The following is a 24,270-nucleotide window of genomic DNA, read 5'->3' as shown; positions in this document are numbered from 1 at the left end:
AGCAAGACCCCCCATTGTAACGACAATCTGCCAAAGGAGACCAATTTCATGAGCCTGTATGGTGTTATGCGCACCGGCGTTTCCGGGATGAACGCGCAGTCCAACAAGCTGTCGACGGTCTCGGACAACATCGCGAACGTCAATACGGTTGGCTACAAGCGGGCTTCCACGGAATTCTCCTCGCTGATCCTCAAGAGCGGCTCCGGCAACTACGATTCCGGCGCGGTCGAGACCACGGTCCGCTACGCCATCACTGATCCTGGCAACCTCCAATTCACGACCTCGACGACGGACCTCGCGGTCCAGGGCAACGGCTTCTTCGTCGTGCAGGATACCAACGGCAACAACTTCCTCACGCGTGCCGGCTCGTTCGTGCCCGACAGCACGGGCAACCTCGTCAACACGGCCGGCTTCCAGTTGATGGGCTACAACATCCAGAACGGCGCCGTGCCCAACGTTTCCGCCAACGGCTTCGGCGGCCTCCAGGTCATCAACGTCAATCAGATGGCGCTGCAGGCCTCGCCGTCGACGCTGGCGACCGTGGCTGCCAACCTGGATCCGAGCGCGGCGCTTGTCGGCACGCCGGCCGCCGCAGCTGGCCCTGGCAACTACACGTCGAAGACGTCGATGGTGACCTACGACAACATCGGCAACCCCGTGACGCTCAACGTCTATGCAGCCAAGACCGGCGCGAATAAGTGGGACATCGAAGTCTACGATCCGTCCGGAGCCCCGCTGACGAGCGGTCCCTCTGCCGCGACAACGTTCAAGTTCGACGTGAGCTCGACCGGAAAAGGCAAGCTGGACCTGGTGGGTCCGCCGCCGAGCGCGACGTCGCTCACGGTTCCGATCCCTGGCGGTTCGGGCACTTTCAAGATCGACATGTCGGCCATGACCCAGGTCGCCTCCAGCTTCGACTTCAAGGCGACGGTCGACGGCAACGCGCCGTCCGCCGTGGACAAGGTCGACATCGACTCCAAGGGCGTGGTCACCGCAGTGCTCAAGAACGGCACCCAGCTGCCGAGCTTCCAGATCGCGCTCGCCACCGTGCCAAGCCCGGACCATCTGACGCCCGAGGTCGGCAACGTTTATTCGCCGAACCTGGACTCCGGAAACGTACAGGTCGGCCTGGCTGGCCAGGGCGGTCTCGGAACCATTCAGTCCGGCGCGCTGGAAGACTCCAATGTCGATCTCGCGGACGAATTGACTTCGATGATCGAGGCGCAGCGTGGCTTCACCGCGAACTCGAAGTCGTTCCAGACCGGCGCTGATCTGCTCGACGTCGTCGTCAACCTGAAGCGCTGATTCCCTCGGCGCCGATCCCGGGCAAGAGAACGTTCAAGAGCACGCCATGTCCCTCACCTCAGCCCTCGACTCCGCCCGCAATTCGCTCATGGCGTCGGGCGTGCAGTCGTCGACTGTCTCGCGCAACATCGCGGGCGCCAGTTCGACCGGTTATTCGCGCAAGATCACGGTGCTGGACAATCTTCCCGGCGCCGGCGTCTACGTGGCGGCGATCCAGCGCGCCGCCAGTTCAGGTCTGTACAGCAACGTTCTGACCGCGACCTCCGCGGCCGCCACGCAGAGCGCGATCTATGACGGTCTCCAGAAGATCGCATCTGCCACGGTGGACGATCCGCAACTCGACCAGTCGCCGACCGCGCAACTCAATGCGCTGAAGCAGGCGCTTCAGCAATATGCCAACGCCCCGGACAATACCACGCTGGCCCAGGCCGCCGTCACGTCCGCCAAGGACATGGCGACCGCGCTCAACCAGGCAACCCAGACCGTGCAGTCGGTCCGCGAGGGCGCGGATGCCGACATGAACATTTCGGTCCAGAACATCAACCAGCTGCTCTCCCAGTTCCAGACCGTCAATACGGCGATCGTGAAGGGGACGATCGCCGGCGACGACGTGACCGATTATCTCGACCAGCGCGACAGCATCGTCTCGAAGCTGTCGCAGGAGGTCGGCGTCACGATGTCGATCCGCACCAACGGCGATGCCGCGCTCTACACCGACAGCGGCGTGGTGCTGTTCGACAAGACGGCGCGGTCGGTGAGCTTCGCCCCCACCACCTCCTATTCGGCGAGCATTACGGGCAATGCGGTCTTTATCGACGGCGTGCCCGTGACCGGTGCCAATTCGGTGATGCCGATCAAGTCCGGCAAGCTCGCAGGTCTCGCCCAATTGCGCGACAACGACACGGTCACCTATCAGAGCCAGCTCGACGAAATCGCCCGCGGCCTGATCAATGATTTCAAGGAAAGCGATCAGTCGACCGTCCCGACGCTGGCCGACAGGCCTGGCCTGTTCACCTATCCCCTCGCGCCGACGATGCCCGCGAGCGCCACCGTCTCGGTGGGCCTCGCCGGCACGATCTCGGTTGCCGCATCGGTCGATCCGGCTCAGGGCGGCAACCCCAATCTGCTGCGCGACGGCGCGATCAGCGGCAACGTCGCCTATCAATATAACACCGCCGGCAGCGGCGGCTATTCGACCCGGCTGCAGCAGCTCATCAGCAACATGGATGCGTCGCAGCCGTTCGATGCGACCACGCAGGGCAAGCCGAACGGCAGCCTGATCGACTACGCGTCGTCGTCGACGAGCTGGATCGAAAACCAGCGCAAGACCGCCAACGACAGCTCCCAGTACCAGAGCACGCTGCTCGACCGCAGCACGACGGCGCTGTCGAATGTCAACGGCGTCAACATGGACGACGAGATGTCGTTGATGCTTCAGGTCGAGCGTACCTATTCGGCTTCGTCGAAGATCATTTCGACCGTCGACCAGATGTTGCAAGCCTTGCTAGCCGCCGTGGGGAATTAGTCATGATGAGCGCCAACTACATTTCCACCGTGATGTTGTCCTCGTCGTTGAGGTACTCGATCACGAACAACCAGGCTGCGCTGAGCAAGGCCTCGACGGAGGCGACCACCGGCCGCTTCGCCGATGTCGGCCTCGAGCTCGGTGCCACGACGGGAGGCGACGTCACCCTGCGGGCGGACATGAGCTTCGCCGACCAGCTCGTCGATACCAACGGGCTCGTCGCGGGGCGCCTGGACGTGACCCAGGATCGCATCACCCAGCTCAGCTCGACCGCAACGGACTTCCTCAAGGACCTGATCGCCGCGCGCAGCACCGACGGCGGCGGGCGGATCATCCTGCCGCCGGCGTCCTCCAACCTGCAGGACCTGATCGGCGCGCTGAACATCTCCTATAACGGCTCGTATCTGTTCTCGGGCATCAACACGCAGAACCAGCCGATCACGCCTTACACCGCCGGCTCGGCCAGCAAGAACCAGGTCGATGCGGATTTCGCGGCACCGCCACCGACGGGCTTCGGCTTCCCCCAATCCTCGCCCAGCGTGAGCAGCATTACGCCTGCTCAGATGCAGACGTTCCTCAACACCACCTTCGACGCCGAGTTCGCAAGCCCGGCCTGGAACGCCAAGTGGTCATCAGCCACCGACCAGGTCATGCAAAGCCGCATCTCCACGACAGAGATCGCCGACACCTCCGTCAGCGCCAACCAGATCGGCTTCCGCAAGCTCGCCGAGGCCTACACCATGATGGCTGATCTCGGGAATGCGAACCTGAACCAGTCGACGTTCCAGGTCGTCGTGGACAAGGCCATCGGCCTCGTCGGCAGCGCCATCACAGACCTTGCTGCGCTCGGCGGCAGCGTCGGCACGGTCCAGCAGCGGCTCACCACCGCGACCGACAAGCTCAAGACCCAGAAGGACATTCTGAACAATCAGATCGTCGGCATGGAGCAGGTCGATCCGACGGAAGCGTCGGTGCGCGTCAATGCGCTGCAGACCCAGATCCAGACGGCGCTCGCGCTCACCTCGCAGCTCCAGAAGATCAGCCTCATCAACTATCTCTGAGTCAGCGCGGCGGTCGCGTTCGCTTTTAGTTTCTTGCAATTTTTCTGCGCAGAGTTGTCCGGATGACTTTTGAAGCCTACGAAACGGTCGTTGAAGACAGCGGCTACGAGGCGCGCGGGCGCGAGCGGCAGGCGCTCAGCCTCGGCATCGACCGGCTGGAGCGGCTCCAGAAGGAGCACCACAGCAGGGAGGATCAGGTCCAGAGCCTGCTCTACGTCCGGCGGCTGTGGACCATCTTCATCGAGGATCTCGCGCATCCGGAGAACGGACTGCCCGAACAGCTGCGCGCCGATATCATCTCGATCGGCCTGTGGGTCGTCAAGGAAGCCGATCGCCTTCGTGAAGAACGATCGAACGACGTGATGCATCTCGTCGAAATCAACCGCATGATCCGAGACGCGCTTTAATGAAGATTTCCTTGCGGGCGGGCGAACGGGTCTACATCAACGGCGCCGTGCTGCGCGTGGACCGCAAGGTCTCGCTCGAGCTCGTCAACGACGTGATGTTCCTGCTCGAAGGGCAGGTCATGCAGGCCTCCGACGCCACCACGGCGATGCGCCAGCTCTATTTCATGGTCCAGCTCATGCTGATGAACCCGACGGATGTCGGAGCCGCCGCTTCGCTCTTTGCTCAGCACCACGCGGCCCTGCTCGCGGTGTGCGAGAACCACGAGATGCTGGACGGCCTCGCCGCGATCGACGAGATGGTCGGCGGGACCCGCTACTTCGAGGCGCTCAAGCGGATCCGGGCGCTGTTTCCCCTGGAGCAGGCGATCCTCGCCGGCGCCACCACCGAATCCCCATTCGAGGCTGCCTGACAGCGGAGAGGCACATGAACGTCCCCAGCGCGACCGATACCACAAGCACCAATTCGACGAACTCGACCTCGTCCCCTACGGCCACGTCGAGCAACACCGTCGACTACAACACCTTCCTGCAGCTCCTCATCGCCGAGATGAAGAACCAGGATCCGACCAATCCGATGGATACGTCGCAATATATGAGCCAGTTCGCCCAGCTGTCGTCGGTCGAGCAGGCGATGCAGACCAATACGAAGCTGGATTCGCTGCTGTCCTCGCAGGCGCTGTCGCAGGCGGACGGGCTGATCGGGAAAAACGTCAGCTTCACCGACTCGACCGGAGCGACCTTCACCGGCAAGGTCGCCTCGATCTCGATCAACAGCAATGGCTCCGTTGCAACCCTCGATGACGGCACCAAGGTCGCGGTCGGCCCCGGCCTCACGATCAGCTAGCCATGAACGAGCGGGACGCCCTCGACATCATCCAGGCGGCGATCTGGACCATCCTCGTTGCCTGCGGACCCGCCGTCGGCGCCGGGATGCTGGTCGGTGTCGGTATCGCGCTGATCCAGGCCCTGACCCAGATCCAGGAGGCGACGCTGACCTTCGTTCCGAAGATCGTCGTCATCCTCGTGGTCGTGGCCGTCTCCGGCTCCTTCATCGGCGCACATATCTCCACCTTCACCGAGATGGTCTATTCGCGGATCGAGCACGGCTTCTGATCCGCGGAACGCTCCGGCCACCACCCCCGCGTAAGCTTTGCGGGGCAAATTGCAGGGCGGACCCTGCTGCCGGTGACCCATGGCCGATACTTTAGTTGCTAGCCTGCCGAACCCGCGACGTTTCGGCGCGGATGCCTTCTTCGCGGGCGGTATCGTGGCCATGCTCACGATCCTGTTCCTGCCGATACCTCCGTTCCTGATCGACCTTGGCCTTGCCTTCTCGATCGCGCTGTCGGCCCTGATCCTGATGGTCGCGCTGTGGATCCAGCGTCCGCTCGATTTCTCCGCCTTCCCGACCGTGCTGCTGATCGCGACGATCCTGCGGCTGGCGCTCAACGTCGCGACGACCCGACTGATCCTGTCCCGCGGAGGGGAGGGCGAACAGGCTGCGGGCCATGTCGTTGCCGGCTTCTCGAAGTTCGTCATGGGCGGCGACTTCGTCATCGGCCTGATCATCTTCGCGATCCTGGTCACGGTGAATTTTGTCGTGATCACCAAGGGCGCGACGCGCATCGCCGAAGTCGGCGCACGCTTCACCCTGGACGCCATCCCGGGCAAGCAGATGGCGATCGACGCAGACCTGTCGGCGGGCCTGATCGATGACAAGGAAGCGCAGCGCCGGCGCCGCGAGCTCGAAGAGGAAAGCTCCTTCTTCGGCGCGATGGACGGTGCCTCGAAATTCGTCCGCGGCGATGCCATCGCCGGCCTGATCATCACCGCGATCAACATCTTCGGCGGCATCATCATCGGCGTCACCCATCACGGTCTGACGCTGTCGCGCGCTGCCGACGTCTACACAAAACTCTCCGTCGGCGACGGTCTGGTCACGCAGATGCCGGCACTGATCGTGTCGCTTTCGGCGGGCCTCCTGGTCTCCAAGGGCGGCACCAGGGGGTCGGCGGAGCAGGCGGTGCTGCGGCAGCTCGGCGGCTACCCGCGCGCGGTGTCGGCGGCGTCGCTTATGATGTTCGTGCTCGCCTTGATGCCGGGGCTGCCGATGGCGCCATTCGTGCTGCTGGGCGGCGTCATGGCCTTTGTCGGCTACTCGCTGCCGAGGCGGCAGGCGGCCGCGCAGCAGAAGGAGGCGGCGCGCAAGTCGGAAGAGCGTGCGCAGAGCGATGCCAAGGAGTCCGTCAAGGAATCGCTCAAGACCGCCGAGATCGAGCTGTCGCTCGGCAGCCATCTGTCGGTCCATTTGCTCGGCTCGCGCAACGAGCTTGCCCACCGCGTCAGCAAGATCCGCAAGAAGTTTGCCAAGCAGTATGGTTTCGTCGTTCCCGAGATCAAGCTGTCGGACAGTCTATCGATCGACCCCAAGGGCTACCAGATCCGGATCCACGATACCCGCGTCGCCCATGGCGAGCTCAGGATCGGCGAGGTAATGGTGCTGGTGGACAAGGACGGCAAACCCGACGTACCCGGCGACGAGGTGATCGAGCCTGCGTTCGGCATGAAGGCGCTGTGGGTGACCGAGGCCTTCACCGATGAGGTCAGGCGGCAGGGCTGCAAGCCGGTCGACAATCTGTCGGTGCTGCTGACGCATCTGAGCGAGGTGCTCAGGGCGAATCTTCCTCAGCTCCTGTCCTACAAGGACATGCGCGGACTGCTTGACCGGCTCGAGCCGGAATACAAGCGCCTGGTCGACGATCTCTGTCCGTCGCAGATCTCCTATTCGGGCCTACTGGCGATCCTGAAGATCCTGCTGGGCGAGCGGGTGTCGATCCGGAACCTTCATCTGATCCTCGAGGCGATCGCCGAGATCGCGCCCCATGTGCGGCGGTCCGAGCAGGTGGCTGAGCACGTGCGCATGCGCCTGGCTCAGCAGATCTGCGGCGATCTCTCCGACAATGGCGTGCTCAACGTCCTTCGCCTCGGCAACCGCTGGGATCTCGCCTTTCACCAGAACCTGAAGCGCGATGGCAAGGGCGACGTCGTCGAGTTCGACGCCGACCCGCGCCTGATCGAACAGTTCGCGACCGAAGCCAGTGCTGCGATCCGGAAATTCACCGAGGACGGCACCAGCGTAGTGCTGGCGGTGACCCCGGAAGCCCGCCCCTATGTCCGCATGATTCTGGAACGGGTGTTCCCGACGTTGCCGATCCTGTCGCATGTCGAGGTCGCTCGCAGCGCCGAGATCCGGGCGCTCGGAGCCATCTCGTGATCAGCGGCCTCGCCGACAACGTGCTCGCTACGTTCATCGTGTTCTGCCGTATCGGCTCCTGCCTGATGCTGGTGCCGGGCTATTCCAGCACGAACATTCCGCCGCAGATCCGCCTGTTCGTCGCGCTCGTCACGACGTTCGCGCTGTCGCCGATTCTGGTTTCGGTCCTGAAGCCGCTCGTGGACGATGCGCCGCCGTTGACGCTCGCGCTGCTGATCGGAACCGAGCTCCTGGTCGGCAGCGTCATCGGCCTCGGCGGGCGCGTGTTCTTCCTCGCGTTCCAGACCATGTCCACCGTCATGGCGAGCGCGATCGGGCTCAGCAACATCCCGGGCGTGCCGATCGGCGACAACGATCCGACGCCGGCCTCGGTGCCGCTGATCATGGCCGCGGTCACCACCTTGTTCTTCCTGACCGACCAGCATTGGCAGGTCCTGCGCGGATTGATGAACTCCTACGATGTCTGGCATCCCGGTGAGAAACTGAGCGGCGAGATGGCGCTGAACCAGCTCGCGACCCGGCTTACGGACGCGTTCGTGCTGACGCTGCGGATCACCAGCCCCTTCATCGTCTATTCCGTCATCGTCAATTTTTCCGTCGGCCTCATCAACAAGCTGACGCCGTCGATTGCGGTCTATTTCGTCTCGGTGCCGTTCGTCCTGGTCGGAGGTCTCCTGCTGCTCTACCTCATCAGCGACGAGTTGCTGACGCAATTCATGCTCGGCATGTCGTCATGGCTGGCGGGATGACGGGCCATGACCTCGCGCGCGGACAAGCTCGGTCGGATCGTCTCGCTGGTGAAGCTTCAGCTCCGTCTGTCCGAATGGCAGCTCGCGCAATTGCGGCAGCAGGAGCAGACCATGCAGGATGAGCAGGCGTGGCTGGTCGGGACCCTGAACGAGGGAAAACCGCCGGCCGGCTCGTCGTGCGTTTCGATTGCGAGGCGCCTCAACAGGACGACCATCGGCGCGCGCGCCGTGCAGGAGCATGCTGCGATGCAGCTCGACAAGGTCCGCTCGGAGAACCGGCGCGTGAAACAGCTCGAGGAGGTCGCCAAGGTGGCACTGGCCGAAAAGCTGCGCGACGCCGAGAAGCGCTCGCTCGAGGACATCATGGAGACACATGCGGCCGTGCGCGATTTGACGCCGCGGCCAGCCAACCGGAACAAGACATGATCGTGACGCCGACATCCGACCTCGTCCTCGACGTCCTCGACGCCGCCGATCCGGTGGCGCAGCGCGCTGCGACCGCGAAGCTCGACGCGTTGAAATCGTCCGGCGCCGATTTCGCCGCGACGATGGACGCCGAGGCCGGCAAGGCGGCCGACCAATCCGCCGCAAAGGTGACGGAAGCGCAGTCGGGGGTGGTGAACGGTCCGCCGGTGCAGGTGATCAAGAAGCCCGGCCCGGACGAGGTCTATCGCAAGTTCGAGGCGTTCATCCTCCAGACCTTCGTCGAGACGATGCTGCCGAAGGAATCTGAGGAAGTGTTCGGCAAGGGCACCGCGGGCGGCGTCTGGAAATCGATGTTGGCCGAGCAGCTTGGCGCCCAGCTTGCGAAGGGCAAGGGGATCGGAATTGCCAAGCAGCTCGCGTCCGCGCATCCGGCTGGTCCGGATGTGACGGGCAAGTCGGGCTGATGGATCTGGGATATGGGTGAGGAAAGTTGAAGGGTGAATTTGCTATGCAGGTAGAACAAGGCGCAACGCTTCCGGTGATGGAGCAACCGGTCGTTGAACGGCAGATCTTGAACTCCCAGGTCTTGAACTCCCAGGTCTTGAACTCCCAGGTCTTGAACTCCCAGGTCTTGGACTCCCAGGTCTTGGACTCCGAGGTGATGACGGCGGCCGCATCGGGCGATGCTCTGTTGCCGGTGCTCCTGCCGAATGTCGGCGGCGACATGCCGTCCGACGACGCCGAAGCGGCAAGATTGGAGGCGACGCGGTCCGAGGAGATCAGCGGCCTGCTATCCGCGATTCGCCGGCTCGAGAACATCGTCGAGGAAGAAACCGTCGCGCTCGCGACCGGGCAGAAGGTCGATTTCGATGATTTCAGCATGCGCAAGAGCCGGAGCATGCTGGAATTCGTCCGCCTGATGCGGGCGCGGATGCATCTCGGCGGCGAAACCGAGATCACGGGCGAGATCCAGCGGCTGCGCGAAAAGCTCGAGCGAAACCGTTCGCTCCTCGAGATGCACTACGACGCCGTGCGTGAGGTCGCGGCCATCATCGTTAGGGCGATCAAGGACGCAGAGTCGGACGGCACCTACACCGGTCGCGCAGCGCGGGACGAAAAATGATCAAGCTGGTGCTGGCCGGGCTCTGGGTATGCATCCTCACCGCGGGCACGAGCTATGGCGTGGCCTATTGGAAGGAAAACGGCACTCTGCTGCCGAAGGACGAATATCTCGACGGGCTGCAATACCAGAAGACTCGGGCGCTGAGCATACCCATGGTAGAGAGCGGCGCGGTGCAGGGCTACATCGTCGCGCGCTTCGTCTATACGGTGGAGGCCCGGACCATGCACCAGCTTACCGTTCCGCCCGAGCCGTTCGTCGTGGACGAGGCCTTCCGCAGGATCTATGCCGACGACAAGCTCGATTTCAGGAAGCTCGCCCGCTACGACCTCTCTGTCCTCACCGCAGGGATCAAGCAGCGCGTCAACGAGCGGATGCAGGCCGACATCGTCCAGGACGTGCTGGTCGAGGACTTCAACTACGTCTCCAAGGAAGAATTCCAGCAGAAGCCGTAAAGCGCCGGGCGCGAGACTGCACCAGCGTAACGACGTTTCTGCCGTTGAAAACAAATCGGCCTCTGCGGGTGTCCCCGCAGAGGCCGATGGTCGTTTGTGAGCCGCGGCTCGGGCGCGTCAGTTGCCAGCCGGGTAGGCCGCCGGGGCGGCATGTGCCCGGTTCAGGAGGATGCCGACTTCGTCGAGCTCCTGCATCGGCTCGTCGATGGCCTCGTTGGCGGGGATATTGAGCCGGTATCCGACGTAGCGCCGTGCCACGATCGCGTCGAAACCGAGTCGGTCTCGCAGCTTCTTGCGCAACTTGCTGACGTGGCTTTCGATCACGCTCTCATCGAACGTGGATTCGAAGATGCCGTAGACCGCGTTGAAGATCTGCGTCTTGGTGATCCACTTGCCGTGATTGCTGACCATATACTCGAGAATGCGCAGCTCGCGGCGGGGCAGGGTGAGGGCGTGGCCCGCAATCTCGGGGTCACGTCCATTGAAGAAGACCTGGATCCTGGTCTCGCAGGGCCTCGGCAGCTCGCCCACCCGGCGGCGCGCGATCGCGGCCGTTCGGGCGAGGATCTCACGCAGGTGAATCGGCACGTGAACCACATCGTCCACGCCGGATTCAAACAGCTCCAGCGTGTTCTTGAGCATCTTCTGGCCGCTCATGGCGATGATCGGAGCAGTGGACCGCTTGCGCATCGCCCTTGGCAGGCTTCCGCGGGCATCGCAATCCCCCAGAAGGAAGGCATCGACCGCTGCCAGGTCCGATTCGTTCGCGGATTGCAGCCAGTCCCAGAATTCTCCGGAGGAGAATCCGATCGACGAGACGCCCTCGCGAACGAGCCCTCCTACGTAGCTGTTCGTGACGCTCTCGCGATCATCAACGATTATATACATCAGTCTGTCGCCCCTGTTTCGCACTTGCAGCGGCCGGGAGGTGGTGTGATGCCCCGGCGCGACGCCATGCTGTTTGACGATATTTCCCTCCCGCGAACCGTTGTTATGGTTTCGATGTTCGCGGGCAGCCCTACGCATTCAGTGCCTGCGTGAGCAGGCCTGTTACTTCGACTCGATACTGAACGCTTACTGCGTGAGGCCCGGCGGGTGTTTTACGGATCACCCCGCGGAGCGGTGAGACAGCGACCTAGAGCAGTTGCGTACGTTGCCGATTGGGTCCGAACGCTACTGAACTCAGTCGATCTCCTCGCCAACTGGCGAGAATCACTTGTGTAGGACCGTAACAATTGCCGATTCCCGATCAAGCGTGCGAAACAAAGCGTTTGCTACGTGTGCTTGATGCTGTTGGTTTGTTTCCGGTTGTTTCTTTGTATGTCAAAGCTCATTAGTTGATTTGGATGTCGAACTACTTTTGCACCGTGACGGTCATAAAGTTCCATATACCCGTAGAAACATAGCTGTTTTGGGTAGGGGCGCAGAGCCGCCGTAGGGAGGGGATTTCAATCCCGGATTGACTCTCCTGGCCGCACACCCGCCTGCGACAATTCGACTCATGAATGGCGGTGGGACTCCAGCTTGGCGAAATCTTGGCGAGTGTGTGTCTTTCGAGTCGCACTTTCGCCTCGTGCATGACGCGTTGGACTCATTCGACGCCGCATTGTTTGTGACGAAAAGATTTTTTGATGCGCACGTTTCAGGCAAGCTTCGCCGACTAGCTTCGTTCAACAGATCGAAAACGAACGGAGCATTTTCAAATGTTGTCCGATGGAAAAACGCGTCCTGCCGAAACTGCGGATTTGACCGCAGCGGCGAAGCCGGCTCCGGAAGCGCGCGACACGAAGAGCAATAATGCGCCGCGCGCGGCCAAGCCCGCGGCAGGCGTGAAGCCCGTATCGGCAGCGAGTGACGAAGTTGCAGCCAAAGCAGCGCTCGAGGGATTGAAGCGTATTCGCGCCAAGGCGCGCCTCGACAAGATGGCGATACCAAAGCCTGCGCCGGTCGTGATCAAGCCGGCGGTGATCGTGGCCAAGCCGCCGCCGCCGCGTCCGACATGGGTCGCGCCGCTCGCGACATTGGCGGTTGCCGCCATCCTGGTGGTCTGCGCCTGCACCGGCGTCATTGCCTATCTCACCACGCAGCCGAGCCAGACAAATGCCGCGGCCAGTGCCGAGATCAGGAACCTGCGCGATACGGTCGCGCAGCTGCGCAAGCAATTGTCCGGCGTGTCCGAGAATCTCGACGGCCTGCGAACCGCCGTCGATCAGTCGAGCAAGGCAACCAGCGACCGTTTCGGCCGGTTCGCCGAGAATCTGGATCGCATCGAGCGTGTGAGCTCGTCCTCGACCGCGAAGCTCGACAGGCTCGCCCAGGTCCAGGTCCAGCCGCCGCCTCCCGTTGCTGCGCAGCCGTCGCCGGCAATGCCGATGATGGCCTCGGTCGCGGCACCCGAGACCACGGGCTCGGTGTCTCCGGCCGAACGCAGCTCGGTACCGCGAAAGGCGGTCAAGGGCTGGTCGGTTCGCCAGGCTTATGAAGGCATTGCGATCCTGCAGGGGCCGAGCGGTGTCGTCGAGGCCGTGCTCGGCCAGCAGGTCCCCAATCTCGGTCGCATCGAGGAGATCAGGAACGAGAACGGCCGTCTGGTGGTGGAAACCAGTGGCGGCGTTGTCTACTCGGCGCGCAAATGAGCGGCGGACAATTCTATTGTCGGTGATGCTCGAAGCTGGTGCATAGCAGGTCGATCTCGGGTTCGGCGATCGGCGCGCGAAACAGCCGGCAGGTGAATTCGACCGTCGTCTTGTTCTCGGAAGCAGTACGATCCTCCCGGAGGAAAATGCATCGCTTGCAGACGTCGGTGTGGTGCCGCTGTTCGGCGACGTCCGCCTGATCGAGCACGTGTCGCAAGGTGTCGCGAAAGCGGATCTTGCTGTCGTCATCGAGGACGGCGATGGCCTCGACGAGGCCATTGACGGGATCGCGAGCCAGAAATTTCTTGCCCTGCTGCGTCACGCTCAGCATCACCGAGCGCTTGTCTGTGGCGGAGCGCTTCCGCTCCACATAGCCGAGCCGCTCGAGCTCGCCGATGATGAATGAGGCGGTGCCGCGCGTGGTGCCGACATAGCTTGCCAGCGCCGAAGGTGTCCTTGAGAACCGGTTGGCACGGGACAGAAAGCGCAACGCCATCCACTCGCGATCGCGCATGCCGTTTTTGGTGCCTTCGAACCACAGGATTCGCGCCACCTGTCCCAATAATTCAATTGCTTCGCGAGCCAAATTCATATCGATGCCAGATCAGATAAAGCTTTATTCAATTGAGCCGTCGGTAGCGCAATCGCTGCGGGTCAGAATGAGGCTGTCGAGCTTCGCTCGAAGCGGAAACAATTGCCGGCTTGGAAGACGCTTCTCCGTTCTGGAGATGGAACATTCGGGAGTGGAACTAGAGCGTCACGAAGAAAGTTCGAGTAAATATGACGGCTCAACTGATCTGAAAACTTCAGTCAAATGGTGCGGTCTCTCACTCAAATGTCGCGCGGTATGCTGTGCCCGGGCAACATCATGTGTCGTTGCGGCCACGATCGAGCCCGATAGTTGCGGCGAGACGTTTCGAATTGCGCGAAACCGCACACAATCTGCGACGCGTGATGGCGCCGCTGGCAGCGGGAGAACCCCTTTTTCGGTTAATGGATGTTGCGACGCAATGCGGTCACGCGGTTAAATCGGGCACACATTCACTTGGGAATTCGAGAGTGTCGTCGGGAAGCGAGCAAAGCCTTTTCAAGTTCAGCCTCTCCAAGCAGAGCCGTTCAACGTCAAACGCGCGGCACTGGCCGCCGGAAGTGAGTTTGGCAGTCTGATGCTGTCGCTTGCGACCATCGGCGCCGGCTTCGTGACGCGGCCGATCGGCGGCATCGTGCTTGGCCGTCGGACTGTCGCGATGAGCCTGATGCCGGAGACGGCGCCGGTGAAGCGGCGTGATCGCCGGATCTGAAAGGCCCGGCGCTCGCAGGCTGGTGATTTGCGTTTCGCCGGCAATTATCGGCGAATGCCTCGCCTGAAGGTTCAGACACTGGGGCAAGGCATCAGGAAGGACCAACCGATGAGTATCGAAACCATCATCACGTCTGACGTTATAGGGCTGATTGAGCCGCCCCCGGTGTCGCGCCGCGGCTTCATGAGCGCCACGGCGGCCGTTGCTGCGGGCTACACGCTTGCGGCAGGGCCGGTCCGCGCCGAGGTGATCACGACCGACACCGGCGGCCTCCAGGCTGGAGATGCCAAGATCAAGGTCGGTTCCGAGGAAATGCCGGCCTATTTCGCCCGCCCCGCCGGTAACACCAAGGCTCCGGTGATCATCGTCGCGATGGAGATCTTTGGTCTGCACGAATACATCAAGGACGTGACGCGGCGCCTCGCCAAGCTCGGCGCCTTCGCGGTTGCGCCCGACTATTACTTCCGCAAGGGCACGGACCTCACCAAGATCACCGACATCAAGGACCTCTTGCCGGTCGTCAACGCCAAGCCGGACGCCGAGCTGCTCTCCGATCTCGACGCGACGGTGGCCTGGGCGGGATCGCAAGGCGGCGACACCGCGAAGCTCGGCATCATCGGCTTCTGCCGCGGCGGCCGCACGGTCTGGGAATATGCCGCCCATAACGGCACGCTCAAGGCCGGCGTTGCCTTCTACGGTCCGCCGGTCGATGCGCCCAATCCGCTGTGGCCGAAGAGCCCGCTGCAGCTCGCGCCTGAGATGAAGGCGCCGGTGCTCGGCCTCTATGGCGGCGCCGACACCGGCATTCCCGTGGCCCAGGTCGAGCAGCTCAAGGCGGCGCTCGAGCAGAACAAGAAGACGGCCGAATTCAAGATCTATCCGGAAGCGCCGCACGGCTTCCATGCCGACTATCGCGGCAGCTACCGCAAGGATGCTGCGGAGGATGCCTGGAAGCAGGCGCAGGCCTGGTTCAAGAAATACGGCGTGTTGAGCTGACGCTGAATATAAAAGGGCGGCCGATCGGCCGCCCTTTTAAGCGCGTCCGTCGCCCGCTCGCCACAGCGCATCGAGGCCGTGCCGATAGGTCGGATAGGCCAGCGCGACGCCGAGCTCTTGCTTCAGCCGCGCGTTGGAGACGCGGGCGCTGCTGGCATAGAAGCTGCGCGCCATCGCCGACATCTCGGCGGTCGCGAAAGCTTCTTCGTCCGGCGGAGCGATGCCCATCAGCTGCGCGGCGTAGGCGATCACGTCCTGAGGCGGTGCGGGCTCGTCGTCGCAGACGTTCCAGGTGCCGCCGCTGTTGTGGTTGATCGCGGCCATGATGGCGCTGGCGATATCGTCGACATGAATGCGGTTGAAGATCTGGCCGGGCTTGATGATGCGCCGTGCCGTGCCGCTGCGCAGCGTCACCAGCGCGTTGCGGCCGGGGCCGTAGATGCCGGCTAGCCGCAGGATCGCGACGTCGCGGCGTGCCGTCTTCGTCCAGGCCTGCTCCGCCGCGATCCGCATCCGTGCGCGGTCGAGGGTGGACTGCGGCGGCGTGCTCTCGTCCACCCATCCGCCGGCGCGATCGCCGTAGACGCCGATGGTGGAGAGATAGACGACCTTGTGGCGGCCCGCCGCGAGCACGTCGCCGAGCGCCGCGATTGCGGGGTCTCCGGTGCCGCCCGGCGGGATCGATATCACAAGGACATCGGCATCGCCGATACTGTCGACCGTCGCGTCAGCCGGGCGGCTGCCGGAAAAGCCATGCACTTCGATCCCGGCAAGGTCGACCTGCGCGGCGGGATCGCGGACCGTGCCGGCGACATGCGAGAAGCTGCCGCCGAATTTGCGGACGAAATGCCGGGCGCTGTAGCCGAGGCCGAGGATGAAGAGCCGCATGCGTCTCCTGTGCAGGTCGGAGTTCCCGTTCGCGCCGCAGCGCACCTCCGCTCATAAGAGATTTTTGGGTCGGGCAAAAGATATTGCGATTTTACTCGCCGGCTGCCTCGGGCGATGCTCGCTCGTGACAGGGAGGCGTCGACCATGCAGGCGGACGTGGCCATCATAGCGCGATCCGGCGCGGCGGATCTGGTCCGGAGCGCGGCCGCGCTGATCCTCGACGTCGACGGGACGCTGGCCGAGACGGAGGAGCTGCACCGGCGGGCCTTCAACCACGCCTTTGCCCGTCACGGTCTCGACTGGCATTGGGACCGCGCCGCCTACAAGGACCTGCTGCGCGTGACCGGCGGCAAGGAACGCATCCGCGCCTTCCACACCAGGCAGTGGGTCGCGCCGCCCCTGTCGGATGCCGATATCGCCGAGCTCCACCGCATCAAGACCGCCCATTATGCCGAGCTGGTCGAGACCGGTTGCTGCCCCTTGCGGGCCGGTGTGACGGATCTGCTCGCTGCTGCCAAGGCGCGTGGCCAGCGGCTTGCGATTGCGACCACGACGTCGCATGGAAACATCGATGCGCTGATGTCGCGGGCGCTGGGGGCGCGCTGGGCCGCGGATTTTGATGCGATCGTTGCCGGTGACGATGTGAGGCACAAGAAGCCGGCGCCGGATGTCTATCTCGAAGTCCTGGCGCGATTGAAGCTGGCGCCGTCCAAATGCGTCGCGATCGAGGATTCTGCCAATGGGCTGATTGCGGCCTCGCGGGCCGACATTCCCGTGCTCATCACGCGCAGCATGTTTTTCCAGGATGATGATTTCAGCGCGGCTCGCGTGGTGCTGGACGATCTGTCGGAACTCGCCGTCAAATAAAAAACCGCAAAACAACCCCATGCACAGTACAACGCTGGCGCGGTCAGTGCACCCGGTGGCTGGCTCTATCGTCCTCAGCCTGCTCGACAATCTGCGCAATCGGGCTCGATTGGTGATGCACCAGAAGCCAGCCGTCGCCGACGCGCCGAAAATGGTTGGCGGCGGCGAGCGCGGTGCCGTCGACGATCTCGATGCAGAGCACGCGCGCACTGTCACCGTCGACGATCGCCTGCGGCTCGGCGCAGACGATCTGCGGACGTTCCGGGTTCTGCAGGATGTCGCGCCAGCTTCCGATCACGGTGGCGTGGCCGACGATCGCGGGCCAGCCGGGATGAATGCAGGAAATGGCGTCGTCATCCGCCCACATCCGCTTCATTTCGTCGAAATCGCCGGTCGCGAAGGCGGCGTAAAAAGCCGCGTTCGCGGCGATGACCTTGTTGTCCTTTGCCATGCCTCTCGGGTGCGGCAACGGCAGGCAAAAATCAAGCGCGACTTCAGTCCGACTTTGGACGCAGTGCAGCATTATTGCCCACTTTCTGATCATGCCGAAACGTGCGTCTCCACCGCGCGCCGCGCACCTTCCTTGAAGAGACGGCCGAGCGCCGCGGTCACGGCCTCGCGCAGGCGCGGCTCGGCACCGAGCGGTCCAAACACTTTTTCCACGCCGAGCAATGCGGGCGCCAGCCGTTCCGCGACGGGACCGGCCTCGCGCGCCAGGCCCGCGAGCTCGGCGGCGAGGGGATCGCGCACGTCGATGGCGCGGCCCTGCTCGTCAAGTGCGGTGACGTAGCGCATCCAGCCCGCCACCGCGAGCGCGTGCGTCGCGATCGGCAGGTTTTTGGCGAGGCGATCCTGCATCGCGCCGAGCAGCCGCTGTGGCAGCTTTTGCGAGCCGTCCATTGCGATCTGCCAAGTGCGGTGATGCAGCGCCGGATTGGCGAAACGCTTGAGCAGCGAGGCGCGATAGGCGGCGAGATCGGTGCCCGCAGGCATCGTCAGCGTCACCGCGGCCTCTTCCATCACCTGCGCGGCGAGGCGCGCGAAATACGGATCCCGCATGGTATCGGCGATGGTCTCGTAGCCGGCGAGATAGCCGAGATAGGCGAGCGCGGAGTGGCTGGCGTTGAGCAGCCGCAGCTTCATCAACTCGAACGGCTTGACGTCGGTGACGAGCTCGACGCCCGCGGCGGCGAGATCGGGCCTGCCCGCGGCAAAGCGATCCTCGACCACCCATTGCGTGAACGGCTCGGTCATAACAGGCCAGGCGTCACGCATCCCAAGTGCCGCGGCGACCGCATCGCGGTCGGCATCCGTCGTTTCCGGCACGATGCGATCGACCATGGTGCAGGGGAAGGCAACGGTATCCGCGATCCATTTGCCGAGGTCCTTCGAGCGGAGTGCCGCGAACTGCGTCACGATCCGCTGCACGGTGTGGCCGTTGGCGGCGAGGTTGTCGCAGCACAGCACGGTGAACGGCGAAAGCCCCTGCGCCCGTCGCCGCGCCAGTGCGGCCACGATGAAGCCGGGCGCCGAGCGTGGCGCGTCAAAATTGTTGAGATCGTGCACGACATCAGGATGCCGCTCGTCGAGATCGCCGGTCTGCGGCGTGTGGCAATAGCCCTTTTCGGTCACGGTGAGCGAGACGATGCGAATGGCGGGATTGGCCATCCGCTCGACCAGCGCGCCCGGCTTTTCGCGCGCGACGACGCTGTCGAGCAACGCGCCGATGACGCGATGCTCGGTGCCTTCGGCGGCGCGCACGGCGACCGTGTAGAGATGATCCTGCGGGGCGAGGGCGTCGCGCGTGTCCGGACTGCGCAGGCTCGCGCCGATGATGCCCCAAGAGCTGGCCGATGACGTGGCGCCGGCGGCGAGGCAATCGTCGATGACGACCGCCTGATGGGCGCGATGAAAGGCGCCAAGACCGAGATGCACGATGCCGGGCGTCACGCGTGAACGGTCGTAGGCCGGGCGGCGGCTGCGAGGTGCCAGCCGGTCGAGATTGGCGCGGCCAAGGCGCGTTGAACTAAGCCGCATGGTGTCTCTCCCTGTGTTTGGCGGCTGCTTGACATGGCGGCCGTCCTCGGTCAATGCTTCGGTCAATTGGTAAGGCCAATTATCCAAAATTGGCGGGCCGCCGGATCGACCGGCGAGATCTATAGGGGAGGCCAGCGTGCCGCTGGAAGCCGTGGAGGCGAGACGGCTTTATCGCCAAATCGCCGATCAATTGCGAAGCCTGATCGACAGCGGCGAGTACGCCGTCGGCAGTCGCCTGCCGACCGAGCGCGAGCTCGCCGATCAGCTCAGGGTATCGCGGCCGACGGTGCGCGAAGCCCTGATCGCGCTCGAAGTGGAAGGACGCGTCCGCATTCGCGTCGGGTCCGGCATCTATGTGATCGACCCTTCGGACGCCACGCCAACGCCGTCCGCCGTGATAGAGGGGCCATTCGAGCTGTTGCGCGCCCGCGAATTCCTCGAAAGCGCCATCGCCGAGCAGGCCGCGCGCGTGGCGACCAGGGACGATATCGCACGCATCGATGCCGCCCTGGTCGCGATGGAGAACGTCGCGCACCCCGGCGAAGCCTCGATGGTCCATGACCGCGCCTTCCACATCGCGATCGCCGGATGCCTCGGCAACGCCGTGCTGGTGCGCGTGGTCGGCGAGCTGTTCGACCAGCGGCTCAATCCCTATTTCGCGCAGCTTGCGCATTATTTTGAGAATCCCGGCACCTGGCGCACCGCGCTCGGCGAGCATCGGGCCGTGCGCGATGCCATTGCGACGCGTCAGCCAACGGCGGCCCGCGACGCGATGCGCGATCATCTCGCGCATTCGCAGGAGCGTTTTGCGCAGAATTTTGGCGCCGAGAGCGCCACGGGATCGCCGGCGATGCGGAAACGGACCGCGCGATCCGGCGCAGCTCCGGCGAAGCCAAAACGACCGTCGAAGAAGCAGGCCAAAAGCGGCAGCGCGCGGCGGCGATGAGATTGGGCGGCTCGCTTCGGTTTGGGGCGGGTGAACAAGAAGCAGACTTAAGTCAGGGAGAATATTCAGTGTTGAAGAAGATAACGACGGTGCTGGCGGTCTCGGCCGCTGCAATGTTCGCGACGACCCATGCCGGCCTGGCGCAGACCAAGCTGAAATGGGCTCATGTCTACGAGACCTCGGAGCCGTTCCACACCGCTTCGGTCTGGGCCGCACAGGAGATCGGCAAGCGCACCAACGGGCGCTATCAGATCGACGTCTATCCGGCCTCCCAGCTCGGCAAGGAAGCCGACATCAACCAGGGCCTCTCGCTCGGCTCGGTCGACATCATCATTTCTGGATCGAGCTTCGCGGCCAAGAGCTTTCCGCCGATCGGCGTGACCTATTATCCCTACACATTCCGCGACGCCGATCATCTGCTCGCCTACACCAAGAGCGACATCTTCAGGGAGCTCGCCAAGGGTTATGAGGACAAGAGCGGTCACCACATCATCGCGGTGACCTATTATGGCGTGCGCCAGACCTCCACGAACAAGCCGATCAAGACCTGCGCGGACCTGAAGGGCCTGAAGATGCGCGTGCCCGACGTGCCGGCCTATCTCGCAATGCCGCGCGCCTGCGGCGCCAACACGGCGCCAATCGCGTTTGCCGAAGTCTATCTCGCGCTCCAGAACGGCACCGTCGAGGCGCAGGAGAACCCGCTGACCACGATCGAGGCCAAGAAGTTCTACGAGGTGCAGAAGCACATCGTGCTGACCGGCCACATCGTCGATCACCTCAACACGGTGGTGGCCGGAGCGCTCTGGAAGAAGCTCAGCGACGAGGACAAGAAGATCTTCACCGACGTCGCGCAGGAGGCCGCCGCCAAGGCCACCGAGGAGATCAAGCAGAACGAGGCCAAGCTCGTCGCCTTCTTCAAGGAGAAGGGCCTGACCGTGACCGAGGTCGACAAGAACGAGTTCCGCGACATCGTGCTGAAGAACGTTTCGTTCGAGACCTTTGGGTATCGCAAGGCCGATTGGGAACGGATCCAGGCGGTGAAGTAACGGACGCTTGCGTTCTAAGACCCTCATGGTGAGGAGCGCGGAACGCGCGTCTCGAACCATGGAGGCCCCGGTGTCGCCCGGGGCCATCCTTCGAGATGCGCGTTCCGCGCTCCTCAGGATGAGGAGAAGAGTGGGTTCGACGCTCACGCGCCGACCCGGAATGACGTTCACGTTCTCCAAGGAGTAACCACATGTCGACCGCCGAAGTGCACCGGCAGATCACCGCCGACGAGATCGCCCATACCTTCGAGGAAGAGGCTACGCCGAAGGTCGATCTCGGCATCTACGCGTTCGAGGACTGGATCGCGCTGGCGATCTTCTGGGTGATGGCGCTCGCCGTCTTCCTGCAGTTCTTCACCCGCTATGTCCTCAACGACAGCTACGCCTGGACCGAGGAGATCGCGACCTATTGCCTGATCGGCGTGGTCTTCATCGGCGCCTCGATGTGCGTGCGGCTGTCGCGGCATATCCAGGTCGACCTGATCTACCGCTACCTGCCGCATCTCGCGGCGCGCACGCTGTCAACAGCGATCGACCTGATCCGGATCGCCTTCTTCGGCTACGCCGTCAAGCTGGTCTGGGTCTACATCCAGATCATCGGCGACGAGTCCATGACCACGATCAACTTTCCCAAGAATTACGTCTATTACGCCGTGCTGCTTGGCTTCGTGCTGATGTTCGTGCGCTCGCTGCAGGTCGCGCTGCAACATCTGCGACAGGGCTATTCGATCCTCGAACGTCCCGGCGCCTACGACGGTTTTGAAGGATAACGCCATGCTGCTGTTGCTTGGAGGCTTTCTCGTCCTGATGCTGCTCGGCGTTCCCGTGGCGATTGCCATGGCCGCGTCGTCGCTGCTCTACATCCTGGTCAGCGGCGTGACGCCCGACGTCACGCTGGCGCAGCGCATGATCGCCGGCGTCGAGAGCTTTCCGCTGCTCGCCGTGCCCTTCTTCATCCTGGCCGGCAATCTCATGAACATCGCCGGCGTCACCGGGCGCATCTACAAATTCGCGGTCGCGCTGGTCGGCTGGATGCGCGGCGGCCTCGGCCACGTCAACATCATCGGCTCGGTGATCTTCTCCGGCATGTCCGGCACCGCGATCGCGGATGCCGCTGGCCTCGGCACCATCGAGATCAAGGCGATGAAGGACCATGGCTACACCACCGAGTTCTCGGTCGGCGTCACTGCGGCTTCGGCCACGCTCGGCCCGATCATTCCGCCGTCGCTGCCTTTCGTGATCTACGGCATGATGGCCAACGTCTCGATCGGCGCGCTGTTTCTGGGCGGCGTCATTCCGGGCGTCGTCCTGACGCTGCTGATGATGGCCACCGTCACCTACTTCGCGCACAGGAACAAATGGGGCAGCGACACGCCGTTCTCCTGGCCGCAGCTCGGCTCGGCCGGCCTCGAGATCGCCATCGTGCTCGCGTTCCCGCTCGCGATCTGGCTGATGACGCTCGCCGGCATGTCGATCAACCTGGCCGTCGTGATCGGGCTCGGTGTGCTGCTCGCGATCGACTGGTATTTCGACTTCTCCGCGGTGATGGCGCTGATGGCGCCCGTCATCCTGATCGGCGGCATGACCCTCGGCTGGTTCACGCCGACTGAAGCCGCTGTTGCGGCGGTAATCTGGTCGCTGTTCCTTGGCCTCGTGCGCTACCGCACCATGACCTTGAAGACTGTGGCGAAGGCGACCTTCGACACCATCGAGACCACGGCCTCGGTGCTGTTCATCGTCACCGCCGCCTCGATCTTCGCCTGGCTGCTGACGGTGTCGCAGGCTGCCCAATTGCTCTCGGACTGGATGCTCAGCATCACCCACAACAAATGGGTGTTCCTGGCGCTCGCCAACGTGTTGATCCTGTTCGTCGGCTGCTTCATCGACACCACGGCGGCGATCACCATTCTGGTGCCGATCCTGCTGCCGATCGTGCTCAAGCTCGGCATCGATCCGATCCATTTCGGCCTGATCATGACGCTGAACCTGATGATCGGCCTGTTGCATCCGCCGCTCGGCATGGTGCTGTTCGTGCTTGCCCGCGTGGCGAAGCTCTCGGTCGAGCGCACGACGGTCGCGATCCTGCCCTGGTTGGTGCCGCTGATGCTTGCACTGATCGCGATCACCTACATTCCCGAACTGACCCTCTGGCTGCCGAAATACATGGGACTTTCCAAATGACATCGACCTCTCTCGCCGCAACCCTGTTCGGCCCCGAAGACCTGCGCATGATCGAGCATCCGCTCGACAAGCTGGCCGACGGCATGGTGCGCATCCGTTTCGGGGCCGGCGGCATCTGCGGCTCGGACATGCATTACTTCCGCCACGCCCGGACCGGCGATTTCGTGGTGAAATCGCCGCTGGTGCTCGGTCACGAGATCTCGGGCCAGGTCGTCGAGATCGCGGGCTCCGCAGCCAACCTGAGGGTCGGCGACCGCGTCGCCGTCAACCCGTCGCGCTGGTGCGGCCATTGCGGCGCCTGCCGCGAGGGTCGCCAAAACCTCTGCGAAAATATCTACTTCATGGGCTCTGCGTCGAAGACACCGCACATGCAGGGCGGCTTTGCCAATTATTTCGATGCGATCCCGGCGCAGTGCGTCAAGATCCCGGATCATGTGTCCTATCAGGCCGCGGCGCTGGCCGAGCCGCTCGCGGTCTGCCTGCACGCGGTCGCGCGCGCCGGCAACATCCAGGGCAAGCGTGGCATTATTTTTGGCGCCGGCCCGATCGGGCTTCTGACCATGCTGGCCGCACACCGCGCCGGCATGGCTGACATCACTGTGGCCGACATCGCGCCGGCCCCGCTCGCCTTCGCGACCCGGCTCGGTGCATCGCATGTCGAGAACGTCGCAAATGGTGACGAGGGCCTCAAGGCGCAGGCCGCCTCGCGGCCCTACGACGTTGCATTCGAGGTCTCGGGCACGGCCGCGGGGCTCGCAAGCGCGATCGGCATTATCAGGCGCGGCGGCGTGGTGGTGCAGATCGGCAATCTGCCGGGCGGCCAGATTCCGACACCGTCGAATGCCGTGATGGCGAAGGAGATCGACCTGCGCGGCTCGTTCCGGTTCGGGCTTGAATTCATGACAGCGGTGGAACTGATTGGTGCGGGCAGCGTCGACGTGCTGTCGCTGGTCACCGCCGAGCGGCCGCTTTCGACCGCGCCCGACGCGTTGCGATTGGCGCTCGACCGCTCGCAGAGCGTCAAGGTCGTGCTGACCGCGAACTGATCGG

27 protein-coding genes are annotated in these 24,270 nt (G+C 63.6%); 22 read left to right on the top strand and 5 right to left on the bottom strand.

Annotation, left to right across the window (positions count from 1 at the left end):
* Positions 1-48 precede the first annotated feature (48 nt).
* The 13 genes from FXB38_RS04300 (at position 49) to FXB38_RS04240 (ending at position 10,322) form a co-directional block, all read left to right on the top strand.
* Positions 49-1,305, top strand: a complete 1,257-nt coding sequence (locus FXB38_RS04300) for a flagellar hook protein FlgE (RefSeq protein ID WP_148749530.1) — start codon at positions 49-51, stop codon at positions 1,303-1,305.
* A gap of 46 nt (positions 1,306-1,351) precedes the next feature.
* Complete coding sequence (gene flgK, locus FXB38_RS04295; RefSeq protein WP_148749529.1) at positions 1,352-2,830, top strand: flagellar hook-associated protein FlgK; 1,479 nt, start codon at positions 1,352-1,354, stop codon at positions 2,828-2,830.
* Positions 2,831-2,832: 2 nt separating this feature from the next.
* Positions 2,833-3,891 carry a flagellar hook-associated family protein gene (locus FXB38_RS04290; protein ID WP_148749528.1) on the top strand — a complete coding sequence of 353 codons (1,059 nt, stop codon included), beginning with the start codon at positions 2,833-2,835 and terminating at the stop codon, positions 3,889-3,891.
* Positions 3,892-3,953: 62 nt separating this feature from the next.
* Complete coding sequence (flaF, locus tag FXB38_RS04285) at positions 3,954-4,298, top strand: flagellar biosynthesis regulator FlaF (RefSeq protein WP_148749527.1); 345 nt, start codon at positions 3,954-3,956, stop codon at positions 4,296-4,298.
* Positions 4,298-4,708, top strand: a complete 411-nt coding sequence (gene flbT, locus FXB38_RS04280) for a flagellar biosynthesis repressor FlbT (protein WP_148749526.1) — start codon at positions 4,298-4,300, stop codon at positions 4,706-4,708. The genes flaF and flbT overlap by 1 nt, the downstream gene beginning before the upstream one ends.
* Positions 4,709-4,722: 14 nt before the next feature.
* Positions 4,723-5,142 carry a flagellar hook assembly protein FlgD gene (gene flgD / locus FXB38_RS04275; protein WP_148749525.1) on the top strand — a complete coding sequence of 140 codons (420 nt, stop codon included), beginning with the start codon at positions 4,723-4,725 and terminating at the stop codon, positions 5,140-5,142.
* Positions 5,143-5,144: 2 nt separating this feature from the next.
* Positions 5,145-5,411, top strand: coding sequence for a flagellar biosynthesis protein FliQ (gene fliQ / locus FXB38_RS04270; RefSeq protein WP_148749524.1), 267 nt, complete (start codon positions 5,145-5,147; stop codon positions 5,409-5,411).
* 79 nt (positions 5,412-5,490) lie between these two features.
* Complete coding sequence (gene flhA / locus FXB38_RS04265; protein ID WP_148749523.1) at positions 5,491-7,572, top strand: flagellar biosynthesis protein FlhA; 2,082 nt, start codon at positions 5,491-5,493, stop codon at positions 7,570-7,572.
* Positions 7,569-8,321: a flagellar biosynthesis protein FliR gene (gene fliR / locus FXB38_RS04260; RefSeq protein WP_148749522.1), complete on the top strand. Its 753-nt coding sequence runs from the start codon at positions 7,569-7,571 to the stop codon at positions 8,319-8,321. Before flhA ends, fliR begins: the two co-directional genes overlap by 4 nt.
* Before the next feature lie 6 nt (positions 8,322-8,327).
* Positions 8,328-8,747, top strand: a complete 420-nt coding sequence (locus FXB38_RS04255) for a hypothetical protein (RefSeq protein WP_148749521.1) — start codon at positions 8,328-8,330, stop codon at positions 8,745-8,747.
* Positions 8,744-9,211 carry a rod-binding protein gene (locus FXB38_RS04250; protein WP_148749520.1) on the top strand — a complete coding sequence of 156 codons (468 nt, stop codon included), beginning with the start codon at positions 8,744-8,746 and terminating at the stop codon, positions 9,209-9,211. The genes FXB38_RS04255 and FXB38_RS04250 overlap by 4 nt, the downstream gene beginning before the upstream one ends.
* A gap of 44 nt (positions 9,212-9,255) precedes the next feature.
* On the top strand, positions 9,256-9,870 hold the full coding sequence (locus FXB38_RS04245) for a flagellar biosynthesis protein FlgN (RefSeq protein WP_430640155.1): 615 nt from the start codon (positions 9,256-9,258) through the stop codon (positions 9,868-9,870).
* Positions 9,867-10,322 carry a hypothetical protein gene (locus FXB38_RS04240; RefSeq protein WP_148749519.1) on the top strand — a complete coding sequence of 152 codons (456 nt, stop codon included), beginning with the start codon at positions 9,867-9,869 and terminating at the stop codon, positions 10,320-10,322. The genes FXB38_RS04245 and FXB38_RS04240 overlap by 4 nt, the downstream gene beginning before the upstream one ends.
* A 117-nt stretch (positions 10,323-10,439) precedes the next feature.
* Here FXB38_RS04240 and FXB38_RS04235 read toward each other — a convergent pair whose 3' ends face one another.
* Entirely contained in the window at positions 10,440-11,210 is a 771-nt protein-coding gene (locus FXB38_RS04235; RefSeq protein WP_187434668.1) for a response regulator transcription factor, read from the bottom strand.
* Positions 11,211-12,025: 815 nt separating this feature from the next.
* Between FXB38_RS04235 and FXB38_RS04225 the strand changes: the two genes are divergently transcribed.
* Entirely contained in the window at positions 12,026-12,958 is a 933-nt protein-coding gene (locus tag FXB38_RS04225) for a hypothetical protein (protein ID WP_148749517.1), read from the top strand.
* 13 nt (positions 12,959-12,971) lie between these two features.
* Here the strand turns inward: FXB38_RS04225 and FXB38_RS04220 are convergent, their stop codons facing one another.
* Positions 12,972-13,550 carry a MarR family winged helix-turn-helix transcriptional regulator gene (locus tag FXB38_RS04220; RefSeq protein WP_148749516.1) on the bottom strand — a complete coding sequence of 193 codons (579 nt, stop codon included), beginning with the start codon at positions 13,548-13,550 and terminating at the stop codon, positions 12,972-12,974.
* 574 nt (positions 13,551-14,124) lie between these two features.
* Here FXB38_RS04220 and FXB38_RS44585 point away from each other — a divergent pair.
* Positions 14,125-14,259 carry a hypothetical protein gene (locus FXB38_RS44585; RefSeq protein WP_283812712.1) on the top strand — a complete coding sequence of 45 codons (135 nt, stop codon included), beginning with the start codon at positions 14,125-14,127 and terminating at the stop codon, positions 14,257-14,259.
* Between the two features lie 108 nt (positions 14,260-14,367).
* Entirely contained in the window at positions 14,368-15,255 is an 888-nt protein-coding gene (locus FXB38_RS04215) for a dienelactone hydrolase family protein (protein WP_148749515.1), read from the top strand.
* Positions 15,256-15,291: 36 nt separating this feature from the next.
* Here the strand turns inward: FXB38_RS04215 and FXB38_RS04210 are convergent, their stop codons facing one another.
* Positions 15,292-16,143: an SDR family oxidoreductase gene (locus tag FXB38_RS04210; RefSeq protein ID WP_148749514.1), complete on the bottom strand. Its 852-nt coding sequence runs from the start codon at positions 16,141-16,143 to the stop codon at positions 15,292-15,294.
* Positions 16,144-16,287: 144 nt separating this feature from the next.
* Between FXB38_RS04210 and FXB38_RS04205 the strand changes: the two genes are divergently transcribed.
* The gene (locus FXB38_RS04205; RefSeq protein ID WP_148749513.1) at positions 16,288-17,010 is read left to right on the top strand and encodes an HAD family hydrolase; all 723 of its coding nucleotides are present in this window, start codon (positions 16,288-16,290) and stop codon (positions 17,008-17,010) included.
* Positions 17,011-17,053: 43 nt separating this feature from the next.
* Here the strand turns inward: FXB38_RS04205 and FXB38_RS04200 are convergent, their stop codons facing one another.
* Together FXB38_RS04200 and FXB38_RS04195 are read right to left on the bottom strand one after the other, a co-directional pair.
* Entirely contained in the window at positions 17,054-17,461 is a 408-nt protein-coding gene (locus tag FXB38_RS04200; RefSeq protein ID WP_148749512.1) for a nuclear transport factor 2 family protein, read from the bottom strand.
* An 89-nt stretch (positions 17,462-17,550) separates the two neighbouring features.
* Positions 17,551-19,047, bottom strand: coding sequence for a mannitol dehydrogenase family protein (locus FXB38_RS04195; RefSeq protein WP_148749511.1), 1,497 nt, complete (start codon positions 19,045-19,047; stop codon positions 17,551-17,553).
* A 136-nt stretch (positions 19,048-19,183) separates the two neighbouring features.
* Here FXB38_RS04195 and FXB38_RS04190 point away from each other — a divergent pair, with 136 nt between their 5' ends.
* The 5 genes from FXB38_RS04190 to FXB38_RS04170 all read left to right on the top strand — a co-directional run bounded on the left by FXB38_RS04190 (position 19,184) and on the right by FXB38_RS04170 (position 24,266).
* Positions 19,184-19,993, top strand: coding sequence for a FadR/GntR family transcriptional regulator (locus tag FXB38_RS04190; RefSeq protein ID WP_148749510.1), 810 nt, complete (start codon positions 19,184-19,186; stop codon positions 19,991-19,993).
* Between the two features lie 113 nt (positions 19,994-20,106).
* A complete protein-coding gene (locus FXB38_RS04185) occupies positions 20,107-21,039 on the top strand; it encodes a sialic acid TRAP transporter substrate-binding protein SiaP (RefSeq protein WP_148749655.1) in 933 nt (310 codons plus the stop codon).
* A 191-nt stretch (positions 21,040-21,230) separates the two neighbouring features.
* Positions 21,231-21,809: a TRAP transporter small permease gene (locus FXB38_RS04180; protein WP_148749509.1), complete on the top strand. Its 579-nt coding sequence runs from the start codon at positions 21,231-21,233 to the stop codon at positions 21,807-21,809.
* Positions 21,810-21,813: 4 nt separating this feature from the next.
* A complete protein-coding gene (locus FXB38_RS04175) occupies positions 21,814-23,220 on the top strand; it encodes a TRAP transporter large permease (protein WP_148749508.1) in 1,407 nt (468 codons plus the stop codon).
* Positions 23,217-24,266, top strand: coding sequence for an L-idonate 5-dehydrogenase (locus FXB38_RS04170; RefSeq protein WP_148749507.1), 1,050 nt, complete (start codon positions 23,217-23,219; stop codon positions 24,264-24,266). Before FXB38_RS04175 ends, FXB38_RS04170 begins: the two co-directional genes overlap by 4 nt.
* The last annotated feature ends 4 nt before the right edge of the window (positions 24,267-24,270 follow it).

The sequence above is a fragment of the Bradyrhizobium cytisi genome (assembly GCF_008123515.1).
Taxonomy (GTDB): Bacteria; Pseudomonadota; Alphaproteobacteria; order Rhizobiales; family Xanthobacteraceae; genus Bradyrhizobium; species Bradyrhizobium cytisi.
The sequence above is the reverse complement of the archived record's forward strand: the minus strand, read 5'-3'. Positions and strand labels throughout refer to the sequence as shown.

Excerpts from the sequence above, each read along its gene's own strand:
- FXB38_RS04290 (WP_148749528.1), top strand. The coding sequence starts at position 2,833 with ATGATGAGCGCCAACTACATTTCCACCGTGATGTTGTCCTCGTCGTTG.
- FXB38_RS04245 (WP_430640155.1), top strand. The coding sequence starts at position 9,256 with ATGCAGGTAGAACAAGGCGCAACGCTTCCGGTGATGGAGCAACCGGTC.
- fliQ (WP_148749524.1), top strand. The coding sequence starts at position 5,145 with ATGAACGAGCGGGACGCCCTCGACATCATCCAGGCGGCGATCTGGACC.
- FXB38_RS44585 (WP_283812712.1), top strand. The coding sequence starts at position 14,125 with ATGCTGTCGCTTGCGACCATCGGCGCCGGCTTCGTGACGCGGCCGATC.
- FXB38_RS04235 (WP_187434668.1), bottom strand. The coding sequence starts at position 11,210 with ATGTATATAATCGTTGATGATCGCGAGAGCGTCACGAACAGCTACGTA.
- FXB38_RS04255 (WP_148749521.1), top strand. The coding sequence starts at position 8,328 with ATGACCTCGCGCGCGGACAAGCTCGGTCGGATCGTCTCGCTGGTGAAG.
- FXB38_RS04220 (WP_148749516.1), bottom strand. The coding sequence starts at position 13,550 with ATGAATTTGGCTCGCGAAGCAATTGAATTATTGGGACAGGTGGCGCGA.
- FXB38_RS04300 (WP_148749530.1), top strand. The coding sequence starts at position 49 with ATGAGCCTGTATGGTGTTATGCGCACCGGCGTTTCCGGGATGAACGCG.
- FXB38_RS04195 (WP_148749511.1), bottom strand. The coding sequence starts at position 19,047 with ATGCGGCTTAGTTCAACGCGCCTTGGCCGCGCCAATCTCGACCGGCTG.
- FXB38_RS04175 (WP_148749508.1), top strand. The coding sequence starts at position 21,814 with ATGCTGCTGTTGCTTGGAGGCTTTCTCGTCCTGATGCTGCTCGGCGTT.
- FXB38_RS04185 (WP_148749655.1), top strand. The coding sequence starts at position 20,107 with ATGTTCGCGACGACCCATGCCGGCCTGGCGCAGACCAAGCTGAAATGG.
- flaF (WP_148749527.1), top strand. The coding sequence starts at position 3,954 with ATGACTTTTGAAGCCTACGAAACGGTCGTTGAAGACAGCGGCTACGAG.
- flgD (WP_148749525.1), top strand. The coding sequence starts at position 4,723 with ATGAACGTCCCCAGCGCGACCGATACCACAAGCACCAATTCGACGAAC.
- FXB38_RS04240 (WP_148749519.1), top strand. The coding sequence starts at position 9,867 with ATGATCAAGCTGGTGCTGGCCGGGCTCTGGGTATGCATCCTCACCGCG.
- FXB38_RS04250 (WP_148749520.1), top strand. The coding sequence starts at position 8,744 with ATGATCGTGACGCCGACATCCGACCTCGTCCTCGACGTCCTCGACGCC.
- FXB38_RS04210 (WP_148749514.1), bottom strand. The coding sequence starts at position 16,143 with ATGCGGCTCTTCATCCTCGGCCTCGGCTACAGCGCCCGGCATTTCGTC.
- FXB38_RS04170 (WP_148749507.1), top strand. The coding sequence starts at position 23,217 with ATGACATCGACCTCTCTCGCCGCAACCCTGTTCGGCCCCGAAGACCTG.
- FXB38_RS04200 (WP_148749512.1), bottom strand. The coding sequence starts at position 17,461 with ATGGCAAAGGACAACAAGGTCATCGCCGCGAACGCGGCTTTTTACGCC.
- flgK (WP_148749529.1), top strand. The coding sequence starts at position 1,352 with ATGTCCCTCACCTCAGCCCTCGACTCCGCCCGCAATTCGCTCATGGCG.
- FXB38_RS04180 (WP_148749509.1), top strand. The coding sequence starts at position 21,231 with ATGTCGACCGCCGAAGTGCACCGGCAGATCACCGCCGACGAGATCGCC.
- flhA (WP_148749523.1), top strand. The coding sequence starts at position 5,491 with ATGGCCGATACTTTAGTTGCTAGCCTGCCGAACCCGCGACGTTTCGGC.
- flbT (WP_148749526.1), top strand. The coding sequence starts at position 4,298 with ATGAAGATTTCCTTGCGGGCGGGCGAACGGGTCTACATCAACGGCGCC.
- FXB38_RS04215 (WP_148749515.1), top strand. The coding sequence starts at position 14,368 with ATGAGTATCGAAACCATCATCACGTCTGACGTTATAGGGCTGATTGAG.
- FXB38_RS04205 (WP_148749513.1), top strand. The coding sequence starts at position 16,288 with ATGCAGGCGGACGTGGCCATCATAGCGCGATCCGGCGCGGCGGATCTG.
- FXB38_RS04225 (WP_148749517.1), top strand. The coding sequence starts at position 12,026 with ATGTTGTCCGATGGAAAAACGCGTCCTGCCGAAACTGCGGATTTGACC.